Source organism: Bacillus sp. FSL E2-8887 (genome assembly GCF_038007205.1).
In the GTDB taxonomy this organism is placed as follows: Bacteria; Bacillota; Bacilli; order Bacillales; family Bacillaceae_G; genus Bacillus_A; species Bacillus_A mycoides.
Map to the genome: position 1 here is coordinate 823,768 of NZ_JBBOWS010000001.1, position 15,513 is coordinate 839,280.

12 protein-coding genes are annotated in these 15,513 nt (G+C 36.4%); 10 read left to right on the plus strand and 2 right to left on the minus strand.

Features of this window, described 5'->3' with window-relative positions:
- Positions 1–777: 777 nt before the first annotated feature.
- From NSQ08_RS04015 to NSQ08_RS04030, 4 genes are all read left to right on the plus strand, one after another.
- Positions 778–1,773 (plus strand): hypothetical protein, encoded by a 996-nt coding sequence (locus NSQ08_RS04015; RefSeq protein ID WP_340771820.1) that lies wholly within the window; start codon positions 778–780, stop codon positions 1,771–1,773.
- Positions 1,774–2,022: 249 nt separating this feature from the next.
- Positions 2,023–2,697 carry a hypothetical protein gene (locus tag NSQ08_RS04020; protein ID WP_340771823.1) on the plus strand — a complete coding sequence of 225 codons (675 nt, stop codon included), beginning with the start codon at positions 2,023–2,025 and terminating at the stop codon, positions 2,695–2,697.
- 192 nt (positions 2,698–2,889) lie between these two features.
- On the plus strand, positions 2,890–3,366 hold the full coding sequence (locus NSQ08_RS04025; RefSeq protein ID WP_002168951.1) for a PH domain-containing protein: 477 nt from the start codon (positions 2,890–2,892) through the stop codon (positions 3,364–3,366).
- A complete protein-coding gene (locus tag NSQ08_RS04030) occupies positions 3,359–4,777 on the plus strand; it encodes a PH domain-containing protein (protein ID WP_340771829.1) in 1,419 nt (472 codons plus the stop codon). Before NSQ08_RS04025 ends, NSQ08_RS04030 begins: the two co-directional genes overlap by 8 nt.
- 99 nt (positions 4,778–4,876) lie before the next feature.
- On the opposite strand, the gene hmoB is transcribed toward NSQ08_RS04030, so the two are convergent.
- Positions 4,877–5,380: a heme-degrading monooxygenase HmoB gene (gene hmoB, locus NSQ08_RS04035; protein WP_002011151.1), complete on the minus strand. Its 504-nt coding sequence runs from the start codon at positions 5,378–5,380 to the stop codon at positions 4,877–4,879.
- A 127-nt stretch (positions 5,381–5,507) separates the two neighbouring features.
- On the opposite strand from hmoB, the gene NSQ08_RS04040 reads away from it, so the two are divergent.
- The 6 genes from NSQ08_RS04040 (at position 5,508) to NSQ08_RS04065 (ending at position 14,254) form a co-directional block, all read left to right on the plus strand.
- On the plus strand, positions 5,508–7,625 hold the full coding sequence (locus NSQ08_RS04040) for a transglycosylase domain-containing protein (RefSeq protein ID WP_002011154.1): 2,118 nt from the start codon (positions 5,508–5,510) through the stop codon (positions 7,623–7,625).
- Positions 7,626–7,814: 189 nt separating this feature from the next.
- Positions 7,815–8,861 carry a uroporphyrinogen decarboxylase gene (gene hemE, locus NSQ08_RS04045; RefSeq protein ID WP_002011155.1) on the plus strand — a complete coding sequence of 349 codons (1,047 nt, stop codon included), beginning with the start codon at positions 7,815–7,817 and terminating at the stop codon, positions 8,859–8,861.
- 14 nt (positions 8,862–8,875) lie between these two features.
- Positions 8,876–9,811 (plus strand): ferrochelatase, encoded by a 936-nt coding sequence (gene hemH, locus NSQ08_RS04050; RefSeq protein ID WP_340771838.1) that lies wholly within the window; start codon positions 8,876–8,878, stop codon positions 9,809–9,811.
- Between the two features lie 19 nt (positions 9,812–9,830).
- A complete protein-coding gene (gene hemY / locus NSQ08_RS04055) occupies positions 9,831–11,252 on the plus strand; it encodes a protoporphyrinogen oxidase (protein WP_033706504.1) in 1,422 nt (473 codons plus the stop codon).
- 223 nt (positions 11,253–11,475) lie between these two features.
- Positions 11,476–13,842 (plus strand): DUF6359 domain-containing protein, encoded by a 2,367-nt coding sequence (locus NSQ08_RS04060; protein WP_340771845.1) that lies wholly within the window; start codon positions 11,476–11,478, stop codon positions 13,840–13,842.
- Between the two features lie 112 nt (positions 13,843–13,954).
- Entirely contained in the window at positions 13,955–14,254 is a 300-nt protein-coding gene (locus tag NSQ08_RS04065) for a hypothetical protein (protein WP_199662666.1), read from the plus strand.
- Positions 14,255–14,456: 202 nt separating this feature from the next.
- On the opposite strand, the gene NSQ08_RS04070 is transcribed toward NSQ08_RS04065, so the two are convergent.
- On the minus strand, positions 14,457–15,299 hold the full coding sequence (locus NSQ08_RS04070) for an ABC transporter permease (RefSeq protein ID WP_016101578.1): 843 nt from the start codon (positions 15,297–15,299) through the stop codon (positions 14,457–14,459).
- Positions 15,300–15,513 lie beyond the last annotated feature (214 nt).

Consider the following 15,513-nt stretch of genomic DNA (forward strand, 5'->3'; position numbering starts at 1 on the left):
CAAAGTATTTGAGGATACCTTTTTTATCTTTATTTGGCATAAAAAAAGCATCTAGCAAAAGAATTAGCTGCAAATAAAAAACACAAGGGAAGATAAATGTCTTCCCGCTTCACGAATGTGCTTATTTCAAAAAAAGTATAAAAACTAGCTTTATTATATATATTTGATGTGTAAAGGTATGGAAGGAAAAGGTTATACGTTTTCGTAGTGTTTTGTTGAAAAAAGAGCAATCTATGTAATTAATTTTAATGATTTAGGAAATAAGTCCCGTTCTTAAAGCGTTTGAAGAGCGATAGTCCAATAGTAGGTGGGAGATGAAATTAGGGTTGGAATCTTATTGGATCTTAAAATGTAGAGGGGAAAATAATGTAAAAAAAACTATTGTATGTTTAAAACCTTTATGTTACATTTGCGTTACAAGAGAGTTACAAATCGTGACTTTTGTTACGGTTTGTTTTCTGTTGCTTTTCGGTATGTTACAGATTATAGTTTGTATTCCAATTAGCTGAGAATGTTTAAAGCTGAAGAAATAGCAAACTATAAACGAAAAATGATTTTTCTATGTGTATAAGAGTGTGTGTAGTAAAGATTCTGAGTAAGGGCTTTATTAAAATTCCTTTCTGTCTTAAAAGAAAAAAACCAACTACCAACTATTTAGGAGTTTTAAGTAATGATAGTAAATGAAATGTACAGTACATATTTACTTTCAGTCTAATTACTACACAGACTTTTATACATATGATGTTATTGTTTTAGGTATATATAGGGGGAGAGAAAATGAGAAAGTTATTAACGGTAATTGGACTTACGTTTTTAATGCTAGCTGGATGTAGTAATGGGGATTTTGACAAAGCAATGGATGAAGGGAAGACCGCGTTAACGAATAAAGAATATAAAAATGCTTTATCATCATTTGAACGAGCATTAGATGAGAAAAAAGATGATTCAGATGCAACAGTGCTTGTAGAACAAACGAAAGTAATGATTGAAGCAGTGAAGTTAAAAGAAGAAACAAAGGTAGAAGAATCAATCAAGTCATTTGGAAAAGTAGAGAACATGAAGAATGGAAATAATACGCTTATAAAACAAGCCAAGGAAGAACGAACAGCATTAGTAGCGATCTTAGAACAAAAAAAGAAGTATGAAGAGCAACTGGTGAAAAGCGAAGAGTTAATAAGTAAGAAAAATTATGCAGAAGCGAAAGAGATGTTAAATAAGGTAGTTTCAGAAACAAAAGATAACAAGAACCTTGAAGAATATAATAAAAAGGCTTTAGGATTAATCACTAAAATTGGTGAAGAGGAAAAAACTGCAAAGAGTGTAACGACAGCAGCGAAGGCACAAAAAAATGATGCAGTAACGAGTCAAAAGGTAGCGACAGAAAAGAACCAAAAAGCAGAGACAGAAAAAAATCAAAAGGCAGTAACAGAAAAGAACCAAAAAACAGAGACAGAAAAAAATCAAAAGGTAGTAACAGAAAAGAACCAAAAAACAGAGACAGAAAAGAATCAGAAGGTAGTAACAGAAAAGGACCAAAAAGTAGAGACAGGGAAGAATCAAGATGCATTTACTTTTGAGAAAGCTAAAGAATATATCAAAAATGAATATAAAGAAGAATATAATTACACGCTAGAGGATACGCAAGTAGAAAATGGAAAGAAATATTATCAAATTAGAGTGCGTACGACATATAAAATAGAAGGCGCAGCTGGAGCAGGATTTACTGGCGTATTCAAAGTATTCGAAGATGGTACAATTATTGAAATGCACTAAATTGATGAAAAAGGTATCCTCAAAGTATATGAGGGTACCTTTTTAGCATAAAAAAAGGCATCTAGCAAAAGTACTAGATGCAAATAAAAACACAAGGGAAGACAAAATTCTTCCCGTTTCCCGTAAGTAATTATATCAAAAAAATTATAAAAAACTAGCTTTATTTTTAATATAATGAATGTGTGAGGCTATGATGTTGTAGAATTACATTGTTTTCATAGTGTTTTTTATTAAAAGGAGTGAATTATAGTGCTCAAAGTAAAATTTTATGATTGGAAAAAACAACGTCCTAAAAAACATTATTTGCGTGTGCATGAAATTAGGATTTTTGAGTTAATTTTCTCAAAGAAAATTAACGAGTTTGAAATGGGATTAGGAGAGATTGAGCAAGTTACTGTCTATTGTTTAGCTAATGAAAATACTGATATTTCATATAAAGTGAATAGAGCTTTAGGTGAAATTTGTGTATATGTTCCTTACGATTTTATGGAATTTTTAACACGTGATTCAGTTGAAGAGAAATACAATGAGTTTTGTAAATTAGTACATCAATATGTTATCCCCGGACTTGAAGAAAACTCTACTCTCTCACCATCTATTGTTAGAGAGTATGTCGAGGAGTCTTTGGGAGAAATTGTGAAACAAAACTATGAAGGGATATTTTTAGTAGGGAAGACACCCAAAAAAAGCCCAAGCCGTAAGAAGATAGCGATATTAAAAGGAATTCATCGTGTTAAAGGTTTCCAACTACGATGTGAGGTGTACGATGAAAAGGGTTTAAAGATTCGCGATCAATTATTGGTGGAAGAGGTAGGTAACGAAATGGTGTATTCAAGATTTTTAGGCACATTAAAATGGGAAAGTGAAAATTTAATTGTGTTCAAATCAAAATCTAGTAGTTGGAAAGAAGAAATTTATATTTAATAATAAAGCTATTATAGAAGAAATGATTTGTAGAAAGAAGAGATGCTATTGCTTCTTCTTTCTTTATGTGTATTCGATTAATGAAGGGAATTTTAAAGAAATGCTCGACACAATGTAAGGAACTATAATTTTACAAAACTGTATATAACAACTAATATATAATTAATAAATTCATATAATTGGAGTGATGAGATGCAGCCGTTAGAGAGGGAGATTCATTCTAATATGCTGAAAGTGTGGAGAATTCATGCTTTAATTGGGGCGGCGGTTATACTAGCAGTCGTAATTGCGTATTTCTTTTTTATGATTAACTTTAACTGGTGGGGCTGGTTGTTTGGATTGTTAGTGACAGGAGCAGTTCTATACATTCCACTTGACTATTTTGTATTTCCAAATTTACGTCAACGTTATTATAGTTACAGATTAAATGAAGAAGAGATTGAGATTCAAAAGGGAATGTTCGTTGTAAAACGCGTACTTATTCCGATGATTCGCGTGCAGCACGTAACGATTGAGCAAGGGCCAATTATGAGAAAGTATAATTTAGCAGAATTACATATTTCAACAGCGGCAACTTCTCATAGTATTCCAGGTTTAACGAAAGAAGAAGCAGAGCAGTTGAAAAGACAAATTGGAGAGCTTGCGAAGGTGAGTGATGAGGGTGTATAAGAGGCAACATCCGATTACGATATTGTTAGGTATTAGAATTGCGACTTTGTTGCCTTTTATTTTTCTTGTTTTATTTCGTTCAGATGGTGAAGTAAAACCTTGGTATTTCTTACATCTTGTTCTTTTGGCCATATTATTTATTATGGCAATTTTCTCAGCTATAAAATGGTATTTCAAAGTGTACTGGGTTGAAAATAATATTGTACATATTAAACACGGTGTTTTTGTGAAGAAGGAAAGTTATTTAAATAAAGATCGTGTGCAAAACATTAGTACATCTTCTAATGTCATTTATCAAATGCTTGGGCTTACGAAATTAAATATAGAAGTAGCGGGCGGCGGTAGTGAGCCGGAAGTGATGTTAGCTGGTATTAAAGAAGATGAAGCGAAGGAACTAATTTCCTTATTAAATAAAAAAAGAAGCGCTGCGAGTGAAGAAGTACCCATGGCAGAAGAAAGTAAGACGATTTATCAGTTAACGATGAAAGAGATTTTAGTAGCTTCCATTACGTCTGGTAGATTCGGATTAGTGTTTTCTGGATTACTTCTTATTTACACAGAGTTTAATCAATTTCTTCCAGAATGGCTCATTAATAAAGTAGAAGCGTATGTGATGGATAATGGTGTATATGAATTAATCGTTATGGCCGCGATTTTAATGGCGGTTTCGTGGGTCGTTTCGACAGCTGGTTATGCGCTAAAATATGCGAACTTTAAAATAGAGCGAAACGGGAATGAAATTCGTATTGTGCAAGGGTTATTTGATAAGAAAGAGTTTGTCTTAAAGCTCCACCGCATTCAAGCAATTACTGTGAAAGAAGGAATTCTCCGCCAGCCTTTCGGTTATTGCTCTGTCGAAGTGGAAGTCATTCAAAGTATAGAAGCGGCAGGGAATGAAGTGATGTTACATCCTTTTATGAAGAAAAAAGATGTACAGCAGCTACTTGCCTATTTACAGTTGCCATATGAAATAGAAGAGGAAATCGTTCATTTACCGAAGGCTGCATTACGCCGTTACGTCGTAATGGGCTGGATTACAAGTGCTGTGCTCGCTATGCCAATCGCTGGTGCGAGTATATATTTTAAACAACATACTGCGTTGTTCGTTCTTATACCGCTATTTATTGTATTTACAATACTTGCATACGCTAGATATAAAAGTGGTGGATATATGATACGAGACAATCAGTTAGTAATGGTGCACCGAGGTCTCGCGAAATATACAGGGATCATGCGAAGAAGGCATATTCAAGTGGTCGGATACAATCAATCTTATTTTCAAAAGAAAGACGAGTTATGTACAGCTGCTGTAGCGGTGGCGGGACATGGTTATGAAGTGAAGCATATGCGAAAAGAAGACGCGCTTCGCATATATAATTGGTACAAAGAAAAAGGAAACACCAGTGTGTAATGGTGTTTCCTTTTTGTGTGTCGTCATTTGTCGATAAGTCGATATATTCGAAAAATCGCTAATATAATTTCATGTACCGAGGTCTCTAAACTCAGAAACTTAAACTAACACATCAAAAGTAGTCACGAACGACGGGCGCGAGAAAATACTTTTTTGCTGTTCTGCATGTGGATGCGCCTGAGCCTGAGCTTGTCCCTCTGCTTGTGCAGGGCGTTTTTTATGAGCGTTTTCGAATGAACGTGATTCTGTCCAGTCTTTAAAGTTTTGCTCAGTTTCCCACATCGTTAAGATGACATATGTATCATTACTTAATGGGCGAAGAACACGGATTGCTTGGAAGCCAGGCTCATTTTCGATTAGACCAGCACGGTTTTTAAAACGGTTTTCAAATACAGGGCGACCTTCGTCTGTTACAGAAATATTGTTACAAACGATGTAGCCAGATTGTCCTTTAAATTCTCCAACAGCGTCTAATACGTCATACTGAAGTGTCGATTCTACAGATTCTTCAGTATTTTCTTTATAAAACATATCTTTTTCGTTATTTTTTGCAGTGAAATGTGCTTGTTCTAGAGGTGTTTCGTATGAAATAATAGCCTTCATTTTAATGCCCCCTTTATGGTTTGTCTCTATTATATCAATTCTCTTAAAAAACTTCGAAGATTATATACATAAAGATACTTCTTTTTCAAATAATAAATGTACCATCATTTGGAAAGAAGGCCGATGTATGAAGAAAGCAAAGTGGACTTTATTAGGCGGGGTAGCAACGTTCGTAGTAGCGATTGTACTCTATAAACTTATTGTGTTAACTGGTGGCTATATGATGGATGAAAAGCAGCTTGTTTTCCACTCTTCATCACGTATCGTTGACCAGAAAGGAAAAGAAATTACGAAGTTATATGTAGAAAATAGAGAGCTCGTGCCGATTGAAGAAATTCCAAAGTACGTGCAGCAAGCATTTATTGCTGTGGAAGATTCTCGTTTTTATGAGCATCAAGGAATTGATTACCCTTCTATATTTCGGGCGCTTTATAAAGACGCGTTAGCTGGAGAGAAGGTAGAAGGCGGTAGTACGATTACGCAGCAACTGGCTAAAAACGTCTTTTTAACTCGCGAAAAAACATTTACGCGCAAATTGAAAGAGGTCGCAATTTCTCTTCAATTAGAGCAAAAATATACGAAGCAGCAAATTCTTGAAATGTATATGAACCATATTTATTTCGGTCATGGGGCATATGGTATTCAAGCGGCAGCAAAGTTGTATTTTAATAAAAATGTAGAAGATTTAACAGTGGAAGAGGGAGCTATGCTTGCAGGGCTTCCGAAAGCGCCAAATGGCTATTCACCGTACTTATCCCTAGAAAAGAGTAAAGGGCGCCGTGATCTTGTTTTGTCACTTATGCATAAACAAGGCTATTTAACAGCGGAAGATAGTGTTCGTTACCAAGGGAAAACAATCGCTCTTTATAAAAATTCAGATGAACGTGAACTCGCATATATGCCGTATATCGATATGGTTATAGATGAAGCGGCGCGTTTATATGGTTTATCGCATCAAGAAGTACTGCGCGGAGGATATACGTTTGTCGTACCGATGGATGAAAAAGTTCAAAAGGTAGCATATAACCAGTTTCAAGATGCGAGAAATTTCCCTGGTAAAGAAAACGGGGCGCAAGGTGCATTTTTATTAATGGATAATCAGACTGGCGGAATTAAAGCCGCGATTGGCGGAAGAGAATATGTTCCGAGAGGGCTTAATCGCGTTTTTGCAAAGCGGCAGCCTGGTTCTGTTTTAAAGCCGCTTATCGTATATGGACCTGCACTTGAGACGAAGAAATATAATCCATATTCTTTATTAACGAATGAAAAAAGTTCGTTTGAAGGTTATGAACCTCGAAATTATAACCATGAGTATACGAAAGAGATGACGATGTACGATGCGGTATTAGAATCAGCAAATGTGCCAGCTGTATCTTTATTAAATGAATTAGGGGTAGATGAGGGAAAGCAATATTTAGAGAAAGGGAATGTTCATATTGCAGACTCAGGTTTAAGCACAGCACTTGGCGGGCTGAAAAATGGTGTGTCTCCATTTGATCTTGTCAAAATGTACCGATCTTTTTTAGCAAACGGGAATATTATTGAACCGCACGTTATCGATAAAGTATTAAATAGACACGGGGCGGTCATTGGAGAATCATCAAAAGCTGAAACGAAAGTCTTTTCGAAGCAAACGGCATGGTATATGACAAAGATGCTTGAAGGAGTTGTGAAAGAAGGTACGGCGAAAGCTGGCGTATATAATGGAGCTTTAGCTGGAAAAACAGGCACAACTTCATTGCCGAATGATGACAATGGTGCGCGTGATATGTGGTTCGTTGGATATACACCGAATTTAGTAGGTGCAGTTTGGATTGGCTATGACCGCACCGATAAAGAGCATCAATTACAAGATGGAAATGCATCTGCAACGATGTTATTTAAAAAGATTTTAACGAAAGCAAACATACAAGATAAAGCGAGTTTTCATAGGCCAAAAGGTGTTGAAACAATTGGACTGCCAATTCGTTTAGATAAGATTCAAAACGTGGAAGCAAAACTAGCATTTAGTCCTTTCGGTTTATTTGCAATGAAACTAAGCTGGACGCCGCTTCCTGATGAGCGAATTATGTATCGGATTTATAAAGTTGAAAAAGGAATTCATACTCACGTTGGAACGGCAAAAGGAACGGGGAAATATGAGGAGAAGTTTATTAATATATTCTCAAAACCAAGTTTTTACGTTGTACCATATAACACACAAACGAACCGTGAAGGAGAAAAGTCAAAAGTAGCTAAACCGTAGTTTTTCTCTGTGCTATAATAAGAATGTTGTGAAAATAGTAAACGTTTTTACGAACGTTTGTGTCAATTTAATGAACAACGTACATAATGTTATGCATTTTGTTTTTACAAGCTGTATAGTAAAAAAAGATAAATATCGGAATAGAGCATATTTAAAGAAAAAGCATTGGTAAGGAAGGGAGCTAGGGTCTTGGTAAGAACTATAAATGAGACATTTTTAAAAGCATGTAGGGGGGAACGTACAGAGTATGTACCAGCATGGTATATGCGTCAAGCAGGTCGTTCACAGCCGGAATATAGAAAGATAAAAGAGAAATATTCTTTATTTGAAATTACACATAATCCAGAGTTGTGCGCTTACGTTACAAAGTTGCCAGTTGATCAATATAACGTAGACGCAGCAATTCTTTATAAAGATATTATGTCACCACTACCTGCAATTGGTGTTGATGTGGAAATTAAATCTGGCATTGGTCCAGTTATCGATAGTCCAATCCGTTCTTTACAAGACGTAGAAAAATTAGGGGAAATCAATCCAGAAGATGATGTACCTTACATACTAGATACAATTCGTTTATTAACGACAGAAATGTTAGATGTACCGTTAATCGGTTTTTCAGGAGCTCCATTTACGTTAGCGAGCTATATGATTGAAGGCGGTCCTTCTCGTAACTATCATAATACGAAAGCGTTTATGTATGCAGAGCCGAAAGCTTGGTTCGCTTTAATGGATAAGCTTGCAGATATGGTTATTACATATTTAAAAGCGCAAATTAACGCAGGAGTAAAAGCGGTTCAAATTTTCGATTCTTGGGTTGGAGCAGTAAATGTAGCGGATTACCGTATATTTATTAAACCAGCGATGGAGCGTATTTTTGCAGAAGTTCGCCCGATGGGTGTTCCAATGATTATGCACGGCGTAGGTGCTGCACATTTAGTGAATGAATGGCACGACTTACCGCTTGATGTAGTAGGTTTAGATTGGCGCTTACCGATTGAAGAAGCACGCGCACGTGGTGTTCACAAGGCGGTACAAGGAAATATGGATCCTTCATTCTTATTAGCACCTTGGCCTGTTATTGAAGAACATGTAAAAGGTATTTTAGATCAAGGGATGAAGCAGCCAGGTTATATCTTTAACTTAGGTCACGGCGTATTCCCAGAAGTAAATCCAGATACATTAAAACGCTTAACTACATTTATTCATGAGTACTCTAAAGAACAGTTAGCGAAGTAAAGGAGATTGTCTGTATGAAAAAGAAAATTGGTTTGCTTGTAATGGCATACGGAACGCCATATAAAGAAGAAGATATTGAACGTTACTATACACATATTCGCAGAGGAAGAAAGCCAAGTCCTGAAATGCTAGAAGATTTAACAGAGCGTTACCGTGCAATTGGTGGTATTTCTCCTTTAGCTACTATTACATTAGAGCAAGCTAAAAAGTTAGAGACACGTTTAAATGAAATACAAGATGAAGTAGAGTACCACATGTATCTTGGTTTAAAACATATTGAACCGTTCATTGAAGATGCAGTACAAGCTATGCATAAAGATGGAATAGAAGATGCAATTGCACTCGTTCTTGCCCCTCACTATTCTACTTTTAGCGTGAAGTCGTATGTAGGACGAGCGCAAGAAGAAGCAGGAAAACTTGGAAACTTAACAATTCACGGCATCGATAGCTGGTATAAAGAACCGAAATTTATTCAGTATTGGGTCGATGTAGTGAAAGGTATATATAACGGTATGTCAGAAGCAGAACGTGAAAAAGCAGTGTTAATCGTATCTGCACATAGTTTACCAGAAAAAATTATCGCACTCGGCGATCCATACCCGGATCAATTAAACGAAACAGCTGACTATATTGCACGTGGTGCTGAAGTAGCAAATTATGCAGTAGGTTGGCAAAGTGCCGGAAATACACCAGATCCTTGGATTGGTCCAGATGTACAAGATTTAACGAGAGAACTAAATGAAAAATACGGCTACAGTTCATTCGTATATGCACCAGTTGGATTTGTTGCGGAACATTTAGAAGTTTTATATGACAATGACTTTGAGTGTAAAGTGGTAACGGATGAAATTGGCGCGAAATATTATCGTCCAGAAATGCCAAACGCATCGGACGCATTTATCGACTGTTTAGCAGATGTTGTATTAAAGAAAAAAGAATCTGTAATGTAAGTAGAAAGGGGGAGCTTACTTGAGGAAAAAAGTTGTGATCATCGGCGGTGGCATCACAGGATTGACAACAATGTATAACTTACAAAAAGAAATTCGTGAAAAAAACTTGCCGATAGATGCATTGCTTATAGAAGCGTCTGGTAAACTTGGCGGGAAAATTCAAACCGTTCAAAAAGATGGATTTACAATTGAACGCGGTCCTGATTCTTTCTTAGCAAGAAAAGAGAGCGCAGCTAAATTAGTGAAAGAATTAGGACTTGATGCTGAACTTGTAAATAATAAGGCTGGTCAATCGTTCGTTCTCGTAAACAATCGGTTACATAAAATGCCGAGCGGTTCAATGATGGGAATTCCAACGCAAATTACGCCGTTTCTATTTTCCGGATTGTTCTCCCCAATTGGTAAACTAAGAGCTGGTTTTGACTTATTAATGCCTAGATCAAAACCAGTTTCTGATCAATCACTCGGGCAGTTTTTCAGGCATCGCCTTGGAAATGAAGTCGTTGAAAATTTAATTGAGCCATTATTATCTGGTATTTATGCAGGGGATATTGATGAAATGAGTTTAATGTCAACATTCCCTCAAATTTATCAAATTGAACAGGAGCACCGTAGTATTTCACTCGGTATGCGTACGCTCGCTCCAAAGCAAGAGAAGGCTGAATTGAAAAAAGGAATATTTAAAACTGTGAAAACCGGTTTAGAATCTATAGTAGAATCTCTTGAAACGAAGATTCCTAATGATATGGTAATGAAGGGAACTCGTATCGAAAAGGTTGCAAAACTTGGTGATAGTTATACGATTACGCTTAGTAACGGAAAAGAAATGGAAGCAGACGCGATTGTAGTTGCGACGCCGCATAAAGTATTGCCATCTATGTTTGCGCAGTATAAGCAGTTTCGTTTCTTCCGTAACATTCCGTCTACATCAGTTGCAAACGTGGCACTTGCTTTCCCAAAGTCTGCAATTCAGCGTGATATTGATGGTACCGGATTTGTCGTATCAAGAAATAGTGATTATACAATTACAGCGTGTACGTGGACACATAAAAAATGGCCACATACAACGCCAGAGGGAAAAACGCTTCTTCGCTGTTACGTCGGACGCCCAGGTGATGAAGCGATTGTTGAACAAACTGACGAAGAAATTGTACAGCTCGTATTAGAGGACTTACAAAAGACAATGGATATTACAGAGGATCCAGAGTTTACAATTGTAAGCCGCTGGAAAGAAGCCATGCCTCAATATACAGTAGGCCATAAAGAGCGAATGAAAAAGCTCACAACATTTATGGAGGAAGAATTGCCAGGTGTGTATTTGGCAGGTAGTTCTTACGCTGGTTCTGGTCTTCCGGCTTGTATTGAGCAAGGTGAGTTAGCGGCGAAACGTGTGTTATTTCATTTAGAGAAAGTAATGGAGACTAAATTAGTCGCACATTAAAATATTTCAAACAAAACGCCTTCAATTATATTGAAGGCGTTTTGTTTATTGGATAAAATACCTTTAGTCAATAAACCTATATAAGTTATTTTGTATTATAGTTTGAAAACTTGTAAATTAAATAAATTTTGTGTAAAACTTGTCGAAATATAGTTCTATATAACGAATCATTTGATATGATAGAAATGTTGAGAAAATATGAAATAGGGAGAGGGAGAGGGAGATGGCTGTGAAGAAATTGTTAAGTGTCTTTTTATCATTAATGTTATTGCTTTCATTTACTGGAACTTTAGCGCAGGCGGAAGAAACTACTTCTATGTCAGTAGAAAAAGCAATTCAAGTATTTAAGCAGCAAGGGAAAACGAAGGGGATAGTGGAAGGATATATCGTTGGGTATACGCAAAGTCCTTCTAAATACACGAAAGATCCGGCTAAGTTTGACGACACAAACGTGGCAATTGCCGATTCGCCAAACGAAACAAATCCAGACAAGATCATGCCTGTTCAATTACCAAAAGGTGATGTGAGGACGGCTGTAAACGTGAAAGATCATCCTGAAAATATCGGGAAGAAAGTTAGGTTGACAGGGACGCTTGAGTTATATTTCGGTAGCCCAGGTTTAAAATCAGTAACAGCTCATAAGTTTCAAGGAGAAGAACAAAACCGCGTTAGCGATGTAGTGGCATCACCAAATGGTGGGGAAGTTGCAAAAGGAACAGCAGTAACATTAACAACGAATACAGAAGGAGCAACAATCTACTATACGTTAGATGGCTCTAACCCTACAAACAAGAGTGTTCGTTATAACGGACAAATTGTAGTGAATGAAAATAGTGTGATTAAAGCAATTGCAGAGAAAGAAGGGCTTACTTCTTCAGCAGTTTCGACATTTTCATTTATAATCGTAACAAATGAACCAGTTCGTATTCATGATATTCAAGGGAAATCACATATTTCTCCTTACAATGGGAAGAAAGCAAACAGTGTGGAGGGCGTTGTCACAGCGCTTGATAAAAATGGTTTTTATATAGAAGATAATCAGCCGGATAATGATCCAGCTACTTCTGAAGGTATTTACGTATACAAAAAAGATGCGAATGTAGCAGTAGGAGATCTTGTCCAAGTTGATGGAGAAGTAGAAGAATATGTTGGACCTGGATATGCAGAGCGATTTGAAACAGACTTAACGACGACGGAAATTAAGGCGAGTCGCGTTGCTGTAATCGCAAAAGATCAACCTTTACCAGCGCCGATTGTATTAGGAGAAAACGGTGTAAAAATCCCTGATCAAATTATCGATAATGATGCATTCGGTCTATTTGATCCAAATGAAGATGCAATCGACTTTTATGAAAGTGTAGAAGGTATGCGCGTTACGATGCCAACACCAAAAATTATCGCTCCGCAGAAAAACGGTAATTTATATGTAAAAGTAAAAAATGGCGGAGATAAAGTAGTAACGAAGTATGGTACACCTTTATTAGATAAAGAGCAATTAAATCCAGAGCGCCTTTCTGTAAAAGTACCTCGTGATTATGTCGCGAAAGTAGGCGATACGTTCACTGGAGATATAACAGGCGTAGTAGGATATGACTACGGTTCGTTCCGCATTTCGCCAGTAACGGAATTACCATCTGTAGTGGACGGCGGATTTAAGCAAGTAGGGGCAAATATTCAGCCGCGTCTTGATAAGTTAACAGTTGCTACATATAACATTGAAAACTTCTCAGCGAACAAAAAAGAAACAACAGATGAAAAAGTGAAAGCGTTAGCTTATTCTATTAAATATAATTTAAAAATGCCTGATATTATCGGTGTACAAGAGATGCAAGATAATAATGGAGCAATCAATGACGGTACGACTGATGCATCTTTAAGCGCAAAACGTATCATTGATGCTGTATTAGAAATTCGTGGACCGAAGTATGAGTATGTAGAAATTGCGCCGAACAACAATCAAGACGGCGGGGCACCTGGAGCGAATATTCGCGTCGGTTTCTTCTATAACCCATCTCGTGTGAAATTAGCGACAGTACCGAAGTTACTAGATAAAAATGTAGTTCGTATTGGAGACGAAAATCCTTTATTTGAAAGTACACGTAAACCGTTAGCGGCAGAATTTACATTCCAAGGACAAAACGTTGTTGTCATTTCAAATCACTTAAACTCAAAACTAGGAGATGCAACGCCATTTGGAAAAGTGCAGCCGCTCGTATTAAAGAGTGAAGAAAAACGAGTTCAATTAGCACAAGAAGTGAATCATGTCGTACAAGGTATTCAAGAAAAGAATACAAATGCACCAGTTGTTGTATTAGGTGATATGAATGACTTTGAATTCTCTAAACCTTTAGAAGCACTAGAGGGAACGATATTAAAAGATATGTTAAACACAGTGCCGAAAGAGAACCGCTACACGTACATTCATGAAGGTAACGCACAAGTGCTAGATCATATTTTAGTAACAAATAACATCGCACCGCACACAATTGTAGACCCTGTACACTTAAACTCAAACATTATGAAAGAACATGGACGTGTAAGTGACCACGATCCAGTACTTGTTCAAATTGATTTGAAGAAGGCTTCTTAAATAGTCGAGAAAGAACGCTTAGAAATATACTAAGCGTTCTTTTACATTATTAGGAATTCTCATGATAAAATAGATTGAATATTCATTCTTTAATACAGGGAGGTGTAGACATATGGTATCCCGAATAAACGGGAAATTAATGAATCAGCTTGCAATTTTTTTTAGCATGATCGTCATGCTTCAGTTTGTAGCCGATATAACAGGGCTTACACAGAATCTAGATAGTATGTATTACTTAATAAATACCGCAACTTCCTATATAACGTTTAGTTTGGCGGTTATTTTTACTTTAATCGGTGCAAGAAGAGAATTAAGTAAATATGCAATTATTGCATTATGTTTAGTGGTAGCTATTAAAGCCATTTATTTTGCGACTGTTGTTATTTTGTGGGGATTGGCTGGTACGCCGTAAATGAATAAAAAAACCTAATTTCCAAGATAACGTGAGGAAATTAGGTTTTTATCCCGCTATTCGCCGGGCAGTAAAACTCCCACCTCAAAATTCAGTTGGAGCAAAGAAGTTAGGCGGGAGATAACTGCCCGTAAAAGCCCGATTGGTGAAGGCTAATAATCAGTGGGGGATGGATAAAACCCCCACTGATTAAAGTTTCACTTTATAATGGCTGAAAAGCCTTTCTACATCGATCTCGTTTTTGAAGTCTTCTCATATATCTTTTTTTGTCCCGTTGTAATCCTTTTATGTACATAAATAAGCTGACAAGGAAGAAAAATGTACATTGTAAAATGTATGGTGACATCCCGTGTAATGGTTGTTTTGGATCATATAAGTGAATAGGTGCTCCGCCTATTGTAGGGAATATTGTATTTAGCAGGACGAAGGGAATGGAAGTAACTGCCAATGGGAATAGAAGTGCCATGTAATCCTTTTGTGACCATGTGGACGCTGCTAAACCTAAGAGGGCCATTAAACCAGCGAATAAAAAATTAATCCCAATATATAGATAAATATAAGTGATGGGAGAAGAGAAATATAACTCTGCGAACATTCCGTTGCCATTTATCATGCTAGTACCGACGGTTGGATCTCCATTTGGAATTGTTAATTTGCAAAGTAATAAAGAAAGAATGAACGGTAAAGTATAAAGAAATCCACCGCAGAAAAATGTAACGATATACTTTGTAAAGGAATACGAGAATAGGGAAATTTCCTTACTTATAAAAGTTTTGAAACCATCGGATTTATCGGAATTATAACTCGTACTAAATGGTAAACTTGCAATAACAGGCATTAATAATAAATAAATATCCATTTCATTATTACGAAACCCGATCCATTTAAATGCAGTTGCTATAGCCCCATTCGTTGCGTCTCCTAAATAACGAATTACATAATAATAATGATAAATAGAAATAAGAGCTAATCCACTAAACATAATAATTAAAGAAACACGATTACAAAAAGCTTGCCTTATATTTAAACGAAGCGCACGCATCATGACTGAAAAAGCCTCCACTATTTTTATAAATCTGTCTACTTTCTATATTACTATTAAATGTAAGGATTTTCTTGTTTTTTTATTTGTTTATTAGAAAAAGAGAAATTTAAGTGTTGTCAGGTAAGGTTTCAATACAAGACTTACAAAAGTTGTTTTTTCTAAAATATGGTTGACAATTAAGTATTACATTTGTAATCTTAAAAGTAGATTACAA

Excerpts from the sequence above, each read along its gene's own strand:
- NSQ08_RS04065 (WP_199662666.1), top strand. The coding sequence starts at position 13,955 with ATGGTATCCCGAATAAACGGGAAATTAATGAATCAGCTTGCAATTTTT.
- NSQ08_RS04015 (WP_340771820.1), top strand. The coding sequence starts at position 778 with ATGAGAAAGTTATTAACGGTAATTGGACTTACGTTTTTAATGCTAGCT.
- hemH (WP_340771838.1), top strand. The coding sequence starts at position 8,876 with ATGAAAAAGAAAATTGGTTTGCTTGTAATGGCATACGGAACGCCATAT.
- NSQ08_RS04070 (WP_016101578.1), bottom strand. The coding sequence starts at position 15,299 with ATGATGCGTGCGCTTCGTTTAAATATAAGGCAAGCTTTTTGTAATCGT.
- NSQ08_RS04040 (WP_002011154.1), top strand. The coding sequence starts at position 5,508 with ATGAAGAAAGCAAAGTGGACTTTATTAGGCGGGGTAGCAACGTTCGTA.
- NSQ08_RS04060 (WP_340771845.1), top strand. The coding sequence starts at position 11,476 with ATGGCTGTGAAGAAATTGTTAAGTGTCTTTTTATCATTAATGTTATTG.
- NSQ08_RS04025 (WP_002168951.1), top strand. The coding sequence starts at position 2,890 with ATGCAGCCGTTAGAGAGGGAGATTCATTCTAATATGCTGAAAGTGTGG.
- hmoB (WP_002011151.1), bottom strand. The coding sequence starts at position 5,380 with ATGAAGGCTATTATTTCATACGAAACACCTCTAGAACAAGCACATTTC.